The 14,829-nt window shown below is 38.7% G+C and carries 15 protein-coding genes; 10 read left to right on the top strand and 5 right to left on the bottom strand.

What is annotated here, in order from left to right; translation table 11 throughout:
* Positions 1-122: 122 nt before the first annotated feature.
* From A9267_RS01105 to A9267_RS01075, 7 genes are all read left to right on the top strand, one after another.
* The gene (locus A9267_RS01105) at positions 123-1,121 is read left to right on the top strand and encodes a LacI family DNA-binding transcriptional regulator (RefSeq protein WP_065107937.1); all 999 of its coding nucleotides are present in this window, start codon (positions 123-125) and stop codon (positions 1,119-1,121) included.
* A 104-nt stretch (positions 1,122-1,225) separates the two neighbouring features.
* Positions 1,226-1,891 (top strand): tRNA (adenine(22)-N(1))-methyltransferase, encoded by a 666-nt coding sequence (locus tag A9267_RS01100; protein WP_065107936.1) that lies wholly within the window; start codon positions 1,226-1,228, stop codon positions 1,889-1,891.
* Between the two features lie 168 nt (positions 1,892-2,059).
* Entirely contained in the window at positions 2,060-2,596 is a 537-nt protein-coding gene (locus A9267_RS01095) for a GNAT family N-acetyltransferase (protein WP_065107935.1), read from the top strand.
* A gap of 465 nt (positions 2,597-3,061) precedes the next feature.
* Entirely contained in the window at positions 3,062-3,439 is a 378-nt protein-coding gene (locus A9267_RS01090) for a hypothetical protein (RefSeq protein ID WP_065107934.1), read from the top strand.
* A gap of 373 nt (positions 3,440-3,812) precedes the next feature.
* Positions 3,813-4,109, top strand: coding sequence for a hypothetical protein (locus A9267_RS01085; RefSeq protein WP_065107933.1), 297 nt, complete (start codon positions 3,813-3,815; stop codon positions 4,107-4,109).
* 10 nt (positions 4,110-4,119) lie between these two features.
* Entirely contained in the window at positions 4,120-5,745 is a 1,626-nt protein-coding gene (locus A9267_RS01080) for a PepSY-associated TM helix domain-containing protein (RefSeq protein ID WP_065107932.1), read from the top strand.
* 1 nt (position 5,746) lies between these two features.
* Complete coding sequence (locus A9267_RS01075) at positions 5,747-5,998, top strand: hypothetical protein (RefSeq protein ID WP_055023244.1); 252 nt, start codon at positions 5,747-5,749, stop codon at positions 5,996-5,998.
* Between the two features lie 98 nt (positions 5,999-6,096).
* Here A9267_RS01075 and A9267_RS01070 read toward each other — a convergent pair whose 3' ends face one another.
* Positions 6,097-6,792 carry an aspartate/glutamate racemase family protein gene (locus A9267_RS01070; protein ID WP_065107931.1) on the bottom strand — a complete coding sequence of 232 codons (696 nt, stop codon included), beginning with the start codon at positions 6,790-6,792 and terminating at the stop codon, positions 6,097-6,099.
* A 220-nt stretch (positions 6,793-7,012) separates the two neighbouring features.
* On the opposite strand from A9267_RS01070, the gene A9267_RS01065 reads away from it, so the two are divergent.
* Positions 7,013-7,939 (top strand): LysR family transcriptional regulator, encoded by a 927-nt coding sequence (locus tag A9267_RS01065; protein ID WP_065107930.1) that lies wholly within the window; start codon positions 7,013-7,015, stop codon positions 7,937-7,939.
* A 41-nt stretch (positions 7,940-7,980) separates the two neighbouring features.
* Here A9267_RS01065 and A9267_RS01060 read toward each other — a convergent pair whose 3' ends face one another.
* The 4 genes from A9267_RS01060 to ppsA form a co-directional block, all read right to left on the bottom strand.
* Positions 7,981-8,721 (bottom strand): sulfite exporter TauE/SafE family protein, encoded by a 741-nt coding sequence (locus A9267_RS01060; RefSeq protein ID WP_065107929.1) that lies wholly within the window; start codon positions 8,719-8,721, stop codon positions 7,981-7,983.
* 44 nt (positions 8,722-8,765) lie between these two features.
* A complete protein-coding gene (locus A9267_RS01055) occupies positions 8,766-9,056 on the bottom strand; it encodes a putative quinol monooxygenase (RefSeq protein ID WP_065107928.1) in 291 nt (96 codons plus the stop codon).
* 168 nt (positions 9,057-9,224) lie between these two features.
* Entirely contained in the window at positions 9,225-10,040 is an 816-nt protein-coding gene (locus A9267_RS01050; protein WP_065107927.1) for a regulatory protein RecX, read from the bottom strand.
* 185 nt (positions 10,041-10,225) lie between these two features.
* Positions 10,226-12,595, bottom strand: coding sequence for a phosphoenolpyruvate synthase (ppsA, locus tag A9267_RS01045; RefSeq protein WP_065107926.1), 2,370 nt, complete (start codon positions 12,593-12,595; stop codon positions 10,226-10,228).
* Between the two features lie 124 nt (positions 12,596-12,719).
* On the opposite strand from ppsA, the gene ppsR reads away from it, so the two are divergent.
* Together ppsR and A9267_RS01035 are read left to right on the top strand one after the other, a co-directional pair.
* The gene (gene ppsR, locus A9267_RS01040; RefSeq protein WP_055023251.1) at positions 12,720-13,532 is read left to right on the top strand and encodes a posphoenolpyruvate synthetase regulatory kinase/phosphorylase PpsR; all 813 of its coding nucleotides are present in this window, start codon (positions 12,720-12,722) and stop codon (positions 13,530-13,532) included.
* Positions 13,533-13,745: 213 nt separating this feature from the next.
* Positions 13,746-14,810: a 3-deoxy-7-phosphoheptulonate synthase gene (locus tag A9267_RS01035; protein WP_065107925.1), complete on the top strand. Its 1,065-nt coding sequence runs from the start codon at positions 13,746-13,748 to the stop codon at positions 14,808-14,810.
* The last annotated feature ends 19 nt before the right edge of the window (positions 14,811-14,829 follow it).

The following is a 14,829-nucleotide window of genomic DNA, read 5'->3' as shown; positions in this document are numbered from 1 at the left end:
ACAAAAGGGTAAACGTTTACCCCCTTTTGTGCAATAGCTATTTTTAATTGGACTATTTGTTTGCTAAACCCGAGTTAGAAAGGTAATTTACTGCTACTAATAATTTTCATTCAGGATATGTTGTGTCAAAAGCAACCATTAAAGATATCGCTAGAGCCGCCAATGTATCTGTGGCTACTGTATCACGTGTCGTTAATAATGGACCCAAAGTGGGCGCTAAAACCCGAGAACGTATTCAACACCTAATTAACACTATGGGGTATCAGCCCAATGTTAATGCTCGTTCATTGGTCATGAAAAAAGCAGCTACCATTGGTGTGGTTATTCCTGATGTTGCTGACCCATTTTTTGCAGCACTCGCCAAAGGAGTCGACCAAATTGCGCGAGAAAATAAAGTGCAGCTACTTATCAGTACTGGCCAAGTGAGTGCTGAATCAGAAATGAAAGCGATAACGTCTTTGATGCAACAGCGCTGTGAATCAATCGTGATTCATAGCAAAAAAATACCTGATGAAACATTAATCGCTTTGTTTAACGATAACCCAAAGTTTGTATTAATTGATCGCTATATTGAAGCAATCAGTCACCGCTGTATTTGGCTTGATAACCACATTGGTGGTCAAAAAGCGGCTGACTATTTCTCCGAGTTAAATCATTGCAATATTGCGTGTGTAAACAGTAATCTGGATATTGATGATCCAAAAGAACGTTTGGCAGGATTTCAACGTGGTTTAGCAAGTCATGGCTTAACACTCAATGATAAATTAATCACCTATGCATCACCTAGCCTGCAAGGTGGAGAACAAGCGGCTCAAGATTTACTTAAACAAAATACTCCCTTCAGTGCCATATTTGTATATAACGACGCTATGGCCATTGGTGTTATCTCAACCCTTGAAGATAAAGGCTTGTCAGTACCTAATGATGTTTCCGTCATCGGCTTTGATGACGTGTTATTATCACGTTATTCAAGACCTAAGCTAACAACCTTACGTTACCCTATTGATTCCATGGCTAAAAATGCGGCCTTATTAGCCCTGTCAGCTACTATTAATCCAACAGCGCAAGTATCATCTTATTCACCAGAGTTAGTGATAAGAGAGTCTACTCAAGCCTTATAAATTATCGATCATTTTCATTGTAAAAAAATTGAAGTACGTGCTGTAAATATTGCAGCAAAAAGCATTGAAACCGACTAAAATAGCGCCTTTTTAGGATCTGGCTAATGAAACTCAGTAAACGCTTATTACAAATATGTCATATGGTAGAACCAGGGTTTGATCATATTTGGGATTGTTGCTGCGATCATGGTTACCTCGGCGCTGCACTATTAAAACAACAATCTGCTAAGGTCCATTTTGTTGATATTGTGCCAGAATTGATGTCAAATTTAAGCCACAAATTGAACCATTTCTTTGCTGATACCAACACTTGGCAAACCCACTGTATCGATGTTTCCTTATTACCGTTAACTCAATACCAAGGCCATCACTTGGTAATCATTGCAGGCATTGGCGGCGACTTAATGAGTGATTTAGTCACTAACATACTTCATGCTCATCCTGATCAAGTAATAGATATTCTCCTGTGTCCTGTTCATCACCAATTTGAACTGCGCCAAAATCTTTCAAATCTACATTTATCGTTAAAAGCGGAAGTATTGATTGAAGAAAATGGCCGCTACTATGAAGTCATTCATGTCACCAATAACGCTGACAAGATGAGACCAATTAGTTTAACTGGTGAGCTTTTTTGGCAAACAGATTGCGAAAAGCAAAAATTGATAAATCAGCAATACCTGCATAAAACGTTAGCGCATTATCAGCGAATTCAAAAAGGACAACCCTTGCTGGTCAAAAACGTCATTAACGCTTATGAACAGTTACTATAAGCTTATGATCGTAAGTACATAAAAGCACAAATTATTGGCATAATTATCTTTGTACGTTCAATTTTATTCAGCCCCTATTAAGCAAATTTGGCTACACTGTTAATCGACATTTAATCAGTTTAATTCTAACGATGTTATTACGTTCTCATTTAAATAAAAAAGGCACCCATGAAAATCGCACAGTACCGAGCAAGTCAAGCAGAAACCGTTATAGAGCTTTTTGCTAATGTATTTTCCGACTCAGAGGGAGCCGATGAAGGACAAGTTATTGCCACACTTGTTGATGATTTAATCACAACAACTGACTCAAAAGATCTCATTGGTTTTGTTGCCACTGAAAACGAGTTTGTTATTGGTTGCATCTTCTTCAGTCGACTTGTTACTGCGAATAACGCAAACGCATTTATCTTGTCTCCTGTTGCGATTAATACCGAGAACCAAGGTCAGGGAATCGGGCAGAAACTGATTCTTGAAGGTTTGTCTTATCTTAAAGCAACTGGTGTTGAACGTGTGTTTAGTTATGGCGACCCTAACTACTACAATAAGGTTGGTTTTAAGCAGATTAACGATGCCATTATTACTGCCCCCTTCACATTAACGTATCCAGAAGGCTGGATCGCACAAACGCTTAATGAGAAAGAGATTAGCAAACAAGACAGCGTTATAAGCTGTGTTGATGCGCTGAACAAACAAAAATATTGGTAATTTATTGTAAATAATTTCAATTACCCGTTCTTTGAATAAACGCTGATATATGAAATTTAATAAGGATTTAATTGTCCGATTAAGCCTGCTTGCAAGAACTTATGACTTAATTACATAACCTACCCCTGCAAGCTGGCACGACTTCCCTCATGTTTTCATTTCTATTGTAACTATTCTGCGAATTGTTATAAGTACACAACCACATAATTGCTCAATGTTAACTGAAATCAATTCTGGTTAGACAGAAAATATACTTATGCTAGTATTAATTCATCAATGTTAATTTAGCTTTAGATTGTATTATTTCCAAGTAATAATACAAGTTACTGAATTATTTATTGATTTAACCAAGGAGAGGATGCAATAGCTCAAGGAAGGAGTGCAATACGACCCCTTTTAAGCTTCTGAGCAAATGTTTGATTGTATTACCTTTATCTAGACATTAACTATTTTGGGATGTTAAACATGAAAACATATAAATCGATATTAACGACTTTAGGAATCCTATTGAGTTTTAGCGCAGTTGCAAGTGATGACATATCAGCTCCAAACCATAAAGACTACGTTGCAAACGAATTATTAAAAGACCTTTCTGACTGCTATGTAAAATATGATTTTATTGGTAAAGATACTAGTGCTATTGAAAGTGTGCTCAGTCTATATGATCAACAACAAGTTCGTGTATCAATTAATAAATACAATAGCCGATTTTACCAAGCCATGGCTTTAGGGGTTAATAGTGTTGAGCGAACACAACTAGCTCGTGGATGTGGAAGAATTAATCAAAGAGCAATTTCAATTAACGAGTATGTTGACAATAAGGTGAGTAAAACTGCTGAATAATTTTGTTTACCAGTATATTATAAGTGTGAGAACCGCTTGTAATATACTGTTTTAATTAGTATTGTTTTAAAAATAATATTCGATATATAGTATAAGTCAACAAGTAATCAAAGTTGTGTGACTGAAAAAGCTACCACTGTTTTAATATGCCTAGTTAACTTCAATCCTGTAAACTCGTTATACTTTTACTTGCCAACGAATAAGTACCTCACAATAAAACCTCAACTGCTCCCTGACCTTACTCGAATCACAACATCTGATTAAAACCAAATCCGAAATAGATAGGAAGTTCACTTTACATAAGTAATGATAACAATTATCATTAACATTAGAATTTAGATTAAGTTAACCTCGGATTAGACAAATTACTTTTATGGATAAAACTGATAGTTACCAAGGTAATGCCACATTCACACATTTAAAAGCCCGAAGCTTTGCCGCTATTGTGCTGGCATTAATAACTGCGACTGTCATGATCCCAGGGATGACAACTTACCTTCCTTTTCATCAAAATGATGCTATTGGTATCCCGATTTTACTGTTTTCTTTTATTTGGACAGCTCTTTTCATCTACAGCTATATGGCGACCTCAGTAAAGTACGTGTATTTAATTATGTTGACGCTAATTATTTCTCACTCTCTTCTAGCCTATTTCTCATTAGTCGGTTAACGGTAAAGTAATGAAAAGTCTAACAATAAAAAAACTATATAAACTCCATTCCTGGGTTGGCATCATTACTGGAATATTACTGTTCATTATTGCCTTTACAGGTGCCGTTGCTGTTTTTGCAAAACCAGAATTAACTGTATGGGCAAATAACGCAATTCGAGGCCCAATAGAAAGTACCTCTGCACAATTAGCAGAAAAAGTGCATCAACATGCCGCTGAAGTTGGTCCTGAATATTTAGAAGAAGTTCATATCCAACTACCTGACGCTAAAAACTCGGCCACGGTTAGGCTTGTTTATGAAGGTCACTTTATTGATGAAAATGGCAAGGAAGAACACAAAGGCGTAGTTTATGAGTTAGAACCCAATTCACTTAAGATCACCAATAAAACCGATATGGAGAGCTTTTTTAGTCATATTAAACTCAATATGGCCACGTTCATTGCTCATTTTCATGCAGACTTACATTTAGGGCGACCTATTGGGTTAATTCTCACCGGATTATTAGGCTTAACACTAATGGTGTCGATCGCCACAGGGATAGTTATTCATAGAAAAATTTTGGCTCAATTATTTACTTTTAGACTCAGTAAAAGTTTTTCACTTGCATTAAATGATGGCCATAAAGTAATGAGTGTTTGGGCTGTGCTTTTCCACTCTATGATTGCATTTACAGGTGCTTTTTTAGGCTTAGCAACTGTCATTTTAGTGCCTGCAGCAGCTTACGTCAGCTTTAATGGCGACCAAGAAAAATTAATTGAAACCTTTACCGCAATAAAGCCACCTATCATGGCTGAGGTCGTAGCACCAACAAAGCTTGCAACAATTTTACAAGCTAGTGAACAACAAAGACCAGACTTAACATTTAATCGTGTAGCAATAATGGGCTACGGCGATAAAAATGCTTTAGTCTACTTATTCGGAACTGGTGGTGAACAGCTTGGCGGTGAGACCTTAATTTATCAAGGTAGCAATGCTGAGTATATTAACACCCAAGCAAATTTCGGTCGGCTTGAAGGCATAACAGGAAAAATCCTAGACGCGATGTTTCCATTACATTTCGGAAATTTTGGCGGCGTTTTCATTAAAGCGATTTGGGCGATATTAGGCCTGAGTACTGCACTGATACCAATATCAGGCATTATGTTATGGATAGAAAGAGGTATGAATGCCAAGCACCCTGCACATAGTCGAGAAACGTATATTAGATTCAATAAATTACTGATAGGTAGTTGTGCAGGACTAGTTTTAGCTACCGTAGTGTTGTTCCCAACTCAATTGATTATCAATAAATGGTTTCCAGGTATTGATGCCACCAGCTTATTATTTTACGTGTTCTTCATAACTTGGTTTCTGGCTTGCTGTCTGCCTTTTGTTATGAGTGCCAAAAAGGCCATGCAATGCCTCACTCTTTCCACATCTTGGTTATTGATTCTCATCATGCCAATGGACGCCATCTTAACCAACAGTCACCTTATTAATGTCTTTGTAACAGGTCATTACGTCTCTGTTGGCGTCGATTTAGTATTATGCATCATGGGTATTGCCTTATTACTAATGTTTCAAAAATTAAATAGCACTTTATCGTTGAATGAAACGTATCAAACTTCAACACTGCAACTTAAAGAAGGAATTTAGCATGACATTATTATTCGCGTTAATGACGGCATATTTTGCGACATTATTATTAAATGCGGCAGGTACATTTACTAATAACAACATCCGTAAAGGTTTTTCGGCATTATTAAATATTACTTCTGTGGTGATGTTTATTACCGTATACGGTACCGCGCGAGGCGTTTTTGTATACCTTGCTGTTGTCGCACTATTCGGGATTATATTGAGTTTTTTCAATCGTAATACAACAATTTCAGCCAACGATATAAGCTAACTTGTTAGCATCAATAGTGAGTAGGTCAAAAACACCTTTTTCTTGAGTTAACTGTTAATTAATAGCAGTTATTGATAGGTGACGAATAAGCTAGCCGCTTACTTATGCAAGGCAAATTTCACCGCACACGCTGCGTGAATCTGTGTCGTATCATAAAGTGGCACCTGAGTATCTTGTTGCTGTACCAATAAGGCAATTTCAGTACAGCCCAAGATGACTGCTTGAGCCCCCTGCTGGTAAAGATCATCGATTATTTCAAGATATTGGTGACGAGATGACTCCTTAATCTCACCAAGACATAACTCTGAATAAATAATGTGATGAATCACCTCTTGTTGTGTTTCATTCGGGACAATGACATCAATACCATGATGTTCGGTTAACCTTCCCTTATAAAAATTTTGTGACATGGTAAATTGAGTGCCAAGTAAACCCACGGTACGAATACCATCTAGAAGCAGAGTGCTAGCTGTAGCATCGGCTATATGCAGCAAGGGAATAGAGATAGCTCGCTGTACTTCTTCTGCCACTTTATGCATGGTATTAGTGCAAATAAGTAAACAATCAGCACCACCCGCTTCAACCGATTTAGCTGCATTTGATAAAATTTCAGCAGTTTGTTGCCAATCACCTTGGTGCTGTAGTGACTCAATCTCAGCAAAGTTAACACTAAACAGACATACTTTGGCTGAATGTAAGCCACCTAATGACGCCTTGATTCCTTGATTGATTGCCTTGTAATAGTTGCTGGTTGACTCCCAGCTCATTCCGCCTAACAAGCCTATTGTTTTCATTGTGTCATCCCATCTTACATGCGAAAAACATGATTCATCCAATTCAATTTGTTGTACATACTGCCATTAATACGCCACTCTTTCATACAGTCATTCAATATGCTCATAACCCTATCGAATAAGGCTCAAATTGTTATCAGGTTTCTTTTACAATTGCCTCAATATGTCATCATTAACAACACTATAATGTGTAAAAGATTTTCAAAATTAAGTTGATATTATGCTGATTCAAGATTTACAAGTGATATTAAAAGTAGCAGAGTTTCGCAGTATAACTGCTGCTGCAAACAGCCTTGATATGCGAGTTGCAACAGCCAGTGCTGCAGTCAAACGCGTCGAGACACATTTAGGGGTTGAACTATTCATAAGAACCACACGACAGCTGAGGTTATCACCAGCGGGTGAGCGTTACCTTCCACACTGTCAACAAGCCGTTCAATTACTCGACAACGCCCAACAAAACGTACGAGATGACTCTGATGTACTGCAAGGAGAAATCCGAATAGCACTATCATCAGATTTAGGTCGAAATGTTGTCATCCCTTGGATTGATGAATTCCTTATTTCTAATCCTGACGTTAGCGTACGTAGCAATATCAGCGATAGTAATATCGATTTTTATCGTGACTCAGTTGATATGGCGCTAAGGTATGGCTCCCCCACTGATGCCAGTACTTATGGGTTTAAAATCTGCGATATTCCACGTGTCGTATGCGCAGCGCCCGAATACCTTAAAAAGCAAGGTAAACCGCAGCATCCGCACGAGTTAAAAAATCACAATGCACTTTTGTATCAACTGCGTGAGGTCGTTCAAGATGAGTGGACGTTTACCCAACAGCAGGACACGATTAAAACTAAACTTGTCGGTAACCGAAGTTCCAATGATGGCGATTTAGTGAGACGTTGGTGTGTTTCGGGGCAAGGTATAGCGATAAAATCATGCTTAGATATGGCTGATGATTTACTCAATGAACGCGTCACGCCACTGTTATTAGATTATCAAGCTACCCCGACAGAGCTGTGGTTAATTTGTCCAAGCCGCCAGTCAATCACCCCTACAGTGAGACGATTACGTGATTTATTTAGGGATAAAGTCGCAGGACTGAAAACTCAACTGGTAAATAAAGGCATAATTGTCAATGATTAAAATCAAGTGTTCACGGACGTGCCCTAACCTCTGTTTTTAGTTTATCCACCAGTGACTCCTGAATAGATCATTTTTATGCCAACTAGAAATAATACCCAATAACTAAAGGTATAAATCAACTGCTGTGAAATGCGATTCACCAGCCAAACACCTGTTCTTACACCTAAAAAAGCTATTGGCACTAACAATAATGAGGTATTCAGGTTTGCTGCATCAAACTGCCCCATATAGGTATATGGAATAAGCTTTATAAAGTTAATCAGGGCAAAAAACACCACACTTGTACCAATTAATTGCGCTTTAGGTAAATTTTTAGGTAATAACGCCATACTCACTGGTGGACCACCAGCATGGGCAATCGTGCTAGCAAAACCTGACGTCAGCATTAACAGGTGATTATTAACTTTTGAAGGAGCCTGGCTTTTTTTACATAGACATTTTTGCGCTAGAAAAGCCATTGCTAAGCCACCAATTATAAACTCCACGATATGTGCAGGCAGACTTCCCATAAAATAAGCAGCAACAATAATACCTATGATGGCAAAAGGCAGCATTTGCTTTAACTCATGGTAGTTACAATTTTTTCGATGGTAATAAAGGGCAATCAAGTCCATAACGCATAACAGAGGTAATAGTATTGCTGCGGCTTGTATAGGCGAAACGGTTAATGCCATCAGCGGTACTGACAGCATTCCCAAAATACCTCCTACGCCCCCTTTGCCCATGCCATAAAAAAACACTGCGGGTATAGCGGCTAGATAAAAGTTAACATCTGAAATCATAAAACGCCAAAAAAGCCTTGTTCAAAAAGGCTTTTATTAAATAATTAACCGATATGAGTCATTTCATTCAATACAAACGAGTCGACAGCGCCTTCTGTCGCAGCCATGTAGTCAGCTAAATGTGTATTGTTCATATGTGTTTGCCATAACTCACGTGACTGCCAGTTTTCATAAAATAAAAAATGAGCAGGATTTTCATTATCTTGATGTAAGTCATAATTAATACAACCTTCTTCAGCTCGAGTTACATCAATCAATTTTACTAGTTCTGCTTTAACCAATTCGACTTTGTCTGCTTTTGCAATAATGTTGGCAACAATCGTTAATTTACTCATAATTTAGCCCTTAATAATGTATTTGGATCTTTGTGAACCGTGTTGATGAATACATAATATCGCTATTTTTAAACAACAAAAACACGCTAATGATTGAAACATTTTCAAATTTTAATTGACAACTAACATCACAAATAGAGATGTTTGCTAAACACAAATAGTTGTTTTTTATTCGGAGTCGACAGCTGCAGAGAAGGCTTCTTTAATTTCGTCGCTATTAAAGCCCCTTCGCATTAAGTAGGCATAAGCTTTGGATTTCTCGTTGTAATCACTAAGAACATATCTCTTTTTAGCAAGTTGCTTTTGACAGCTCTCATAAAAATCAACCTCTTGAGACAAGGTTAACTGATAAACCACGTTCTCAAAGTCACTGACATCAATTAAACGTTGTGTTAGTTCTTGTAAAATAACTTTCTTACCTTTGCCTTTGTTATATAGTTTTATGATTTCTATCTTTAAATCAGCTTTCTCAGCTTTAATAGAGAGCTTTGAGCGTAAAGTGTCTTTTTGTGGGTGAATTGATAAAGCGTAATCGATTTGCGCACGCGTAAAGCCTTTAGTGGTCATTTGGCTATACACTTTTTCTTTAGTGGTACTTAAAAAGTTATCATACTTATTACTCAACCTAGCAGAAGCAAGAATATTAAGATCAATATTTTGCTCAAACATAACATGCTCAATTGCACGTTCAATATCGGTTAGTTCAACTCCACGTTGTTGTAATCTACCTTTAATCGCTCCATTACCTTGTTCGTTACTATAAGCAAGCTCACAAAAGCGTACTGCAAACTCGTAATTTGTTTTTAGGTAACCTCTTTCAATTAGGTGTGCCAACACTTTATCAACCCATTCAATCTTGTCTGTTTTTCGCAGCAGCTTTTGACGAATTTCTTCAATAGTGAAATCTTGTTGGCTAAGATGCCAATATGCACTATTGAATACATTATCAATTGTTTTCGCTTGCTTTAACGGAGTCCGATTCATAGTTGAATTTCTTTAATAACCAAAAACCTACTGAGTCTAGCAGATATACGTTATTCAAATGAATAGATTGTCGAGTGACACTCAAGTCATTTGTAAATTTAGCGCTAATACTGATCTTAAAGACAAAAAAAAGCCGCTATTAAGCGGCTTTTTTGTAACGTCATGAAGACGTTTCAAACAATCGATTATGCATGTTCTTCTGCTAGGTATAACCAAGTGTCGATTACGGTATCAGGGTTAAGTGATACAGTATCAATACCTTGTTCAACTAACCATTGAGCAAAGTCGGCATGGTCTGATGGGCCTTGCCCACAAATACCAACATATGCACCTTTCGCTTTAGCCGCTTTAATCGCTAACGATAATAATGCTTTAACAGCATCATTACGCTCATCAAATAGATGACTGATGATGCCAGAGTCACGGTCTAGACCTAACGTTAACTGAGTTAAGTCATTTGAACCAATTGAGAAGCCATCAAAGTGCTCTAAGAACTGGTCTGCAAGCAATGCGTTTGAAGGTAACTCACACATCATGATAACGCGTAAACCATCTTTACCACGCTCTAGGCCTTGCTCTTTCAATAGTTCAATCACTTGCGCCGCTTCGTCAACTGTACGAACGAATGGGATCATGATTTCAACGTTTTTAAGGCCCATTTCATTGCGCACACGCTTAATTGCTTCACACTCTAGTGCAAAACAGTCACGGAATGACTCAGAAATGTAACGGCTAGCACCACGGAAGCCCAACATTGGGTTTTCTTCTTCTGGCTCATAACGGTCACCACCAACAAGGTTAGCGTATTCGTTAGACTTAAAGTCTGACATACGTACGATAACTTTCTTAGGATAGAACGCACTACCAATCGTTGCGATACCTTCAACTAAGCGAGCAACATAGTATTCAACTGGAGACTCATAACCTGCAATCATCTCGTTGATTTCTTGCTGAAGCTCAGCTGGTTGTGAGTTGAATTCAAGTAATGCTTTAGGGTGAATACCGATCATACGGTTGATGATGAATTCTAGACGCGCTAGACCAACACCTTCATTTGGTAAGCGGGCAAAATCGAATGCACGATCTGGGTTACCCACGTTCATCATGATCTTCATTGGTAATTCAGGTAATGAATCAACACGATTGGTCACAACTTCAAATTCTTGCTTACCATCGTAAATGAAACCAGTGTCACCTTCAGCACAAGAAACCGTCACTGTTTGACCGTTCTTAATATGGTCAGTCACATCACCACAACCTACAACAGCTGGAACACCTAGTTCACGCGCAATAATTGCTGCGTGACAAGTACGGCCACCACGGTTAGTAACAATCGCACTAGCACGCTTCATGATTGGTTCCCAATCTGGGTCAGTCATGTCGGTAACTAATACATCACCAGGCTCGATTTGATCCATATCGTCGATAGAAGCAAGCACTTTAGCCACACCTGTACCGATTTTATGACCGATTGCACGACCTTCAGAAACTACGTCACCTTTAGTTTTAAGGTGGTAACGCTCAATCAGCTGTACATCTTCACGGCTGCGAACTGTTTCAGGGCGTGCTTGAACGATATAAAGTTTGCCGTCGTTACCATCTTTAGCCCACTCGATGTCCATTGGACGTCCGTAATGCTGCTCAATGATAACCGCTTGTTTCGCCAGCTCCATGACTTCTTCATCGTTAATTGAGAATACGCCACGTTGCTCAGCTGGGATATCTTCGATTTTAACTTGTTTGCCATGTGAAGCATCATCAGAGTAAACCATCTGAATTAACTTGCTGCCGATATTACGGCGCACAACGGCTTGATGCCCTTGCGCTAAAATTGGTTTGTGCACGTAGAATTCATCAGGGTTAACCGCGCCTTGAACAACCATTTCACCTAAACCAAATGATGAAGTGATAAAGACAACGTCGTTATTACCTGACTCAGTGTCCATAGTGAACATCACACCTGATGATGCTTTATCTGAACGTACCATTCGTTGTACGCCAGCAGATAATGCGACACCTTGATGCTCGTAACCTTGGTGGACACGATAAGAAATTGCACGGTCGTTAAATAGCGAAGCGTATACATGCTTAATCGCAAGTAATACAGCGTCAAAGCCTTTAACGTTTAGGAAAGTTTCTTGTTGACCAGCAAAAGAAGCATCTGGCATATCTTCAGCTGTTGCTGATGAACGTACTGCAAATGATGCTTCTTGGGTCTCGCTAGAAAGTTGCTCGTAAGCTTCACGAATCGCATCTTCTAGTTCTGGTTGAAATGGGGTATCGATTACCCATTGTCTGATCTGTGCACCAACTTTCGCTAATTCATTTACGTCATCAACATCCAATGTTGCTAGAATATCGAAAATTTTCTGGTTAACACCACTTTGCTCTAGAAACTCATTAAACGCATGAGAGGTTGTAGCAAATCCACCAGGGACTTGAACACCAGCGTTTGCTAGGTTACTGATCATTTCACCAAGTGACGCATTCTTACCGCCAACCTTGTTTACATCACCCATGCCTAGTTCTTGATACCAGAGTATGTATTGCTGCACAGTTATCTCTCCACAAGTTTATTTCAATGGCCCCTTCACACGAGGGCAGCGGCATTCTACACTCCCACACAAGTGACGTAAATCTATAATTTTATTTGTAATTTTATTACTACAAGAGGTCATAATGGCACCAAAAGTATTTTATATATCAGATGGCACAGCAATCACAGCAGAAGTCTTTGGTCATGCCGTACTCTCACAATTTCCTGTGGAATTTGAGACATTTACAATTCCGTTTGTCGAAACGATTCAAAAAGCAGAGAAGGTTAAGCAACAAATAAATGATTGTTTTATTACAACAGGCGAAAGACCAATACTTTTCCACTCAATCGTTAAACCAGAAATTCGGGACATCATTTATTCCAGCGAAGGGTTGGATTATGATTTTTTAAACACTTTCGTTAGCCCGTTAGAAAAACAATTAGGTATCGAAGCCCAGCCGGTGATGAACCGTACCCATGGTAAAAGTAACTTGGGCTATGACTCTCGGATAGAAGCGATAAATTACACAATGGAGAACGATGATGGCCAAACCATGAAGCATATGGACAAAGCCGACATCATTTTATTGGGTGTTTCACGCTGTGGTAAAACCCCTTCAAGTTTATATTTATCGATGCAATTTGGTATTAAAGCTGCTAACTATCCGTTCACTGAAGATGATATGGATAACTTAAAGTTACCCGAGGCGTTAAAACGTAATAAATCTAAACTGTTTGGTTTAACCATTGATCCCAACCGCCTGCATGAGATCCGTCAAGGCAGAATGGAAAATAGCCGCTACTCTTCTTTAAGGCAGTGTCGAATCGAAGTGAAAGAAGTTGAAATGTTGTATAAAAAAGAACGTATCCCGTTTGTGAACACCACCTTCCACTCTGTTGAAGAAATTTCAGCAAAAATTCTTGATGTCACAGGCTTAAAACGCCACATGTTTTAAGTTTTATTATGCTATTTAATGCCTTAAATCTAATTTAACGTATTATTCATGTTAGCGAAAATGCTGAACTAACAGCATTTTCAGCTAACTTAGTTCAAATTATCCACTTTTGTTCAATAACTTCGTCGATTTCAACGTGTCTATCGCCTGCTAATTCGTTATAATCCCGAGCAATATGATGTTAATTCATCGCAAACATGCTCGGTAAAATGAATGACAATTAAAACTGACGAACTACGTACCTCTCTTTTATGTAAGGTAATTTCACCTGCGCAACTCGCATCTGAATACCCATTAACCCAAGATGCTGCTGACTATTTGGTTGAGCAACGTCGTGAAGTCGAAGCCATCATAGCAGGCGAAGATCAAAGACTTTTAGTCATTATTGGCCCTTGCTCCATTCACGATACGGAAGCTGCTTTAGATTACGCTCAACGTTTAGCGAAATTACATCACGAGTTAAAAGAAGACTTATGCATTGTTATGCGTGTCTATTTTGAGAAACCTCGTACTATTGTTGGTTGGAAAGGATTAATTTCAGATCCTGATCTAGACGGTAGTTTTAGCCCTAACAAAGGCTTAAGAATGGCTCGCCATTTATTACAGCAAATCACTGAACTTAAATTGCCAATCGCAACTGAATTCTTAGACATGGTCAATGGCCAATATATTGCTGATTTAATCACTTGGGGTGCGATCGGTGCCCGCACAACTGAAAGCCAAATTCACCGTGAAATGGCATCAGCATTATCATGCCCTGTCGGATTTAAAAATGGGACAGATGGCAATATCAACATAGCGGTTGATGCAGTACGTGCAGCACAAGTGCCACATATTTTTTATTCTCCAGATAAAGATGGAGCAATGGCTGTTTACCGTACCCACGGGAACCCATACGGCCATATCATTTTACGTGGTGGCAAAAAGCCGAACTACTCAGCCGAAGATATTGAATCAGTTCGAGCGCAACTTGAAAAAGTGGATGTAACTCAGCGTATCGTTGTTGATTTCAGTCATGGCAATAGTGAAAAGAAACATAAAAATCAACTCAACGTTGCCGATAGTATTATGGAACAAATGCGTAACGGTAGCACTGCTGTTGCCGGTATTATGGCAGAGAGTTTTATGGTTGAAGGTAATCAGAAAGTCGTTGACGGCCAGCCATTAACCTATGGTCAAAGCATCACCGATGCCTGTCTGCACTGGGAAGATTCTGAAAAATTACTTAGAAATCTAGCCCAAGCATCGAAAGATCGCCGTGCTCTACTAGCAAAATAACAATAATATTGGGTAATGC

The sequence above is a fragment of the Shewanella sp. UCD-FRSSP16_17 genome (assembly GCF_001675935.1).
GTDB lineage: Bacteria > Pseudomonadota > Gammaproteobacteria > Enterobacterales > Shewanellaceae > Shewanella > Shewanella japonica.
The sequence above is the reverse complement of the archived record's forward strand: the minus strand, read 5'-3'. Positions and strand labels throughout refer to the sequence as shown.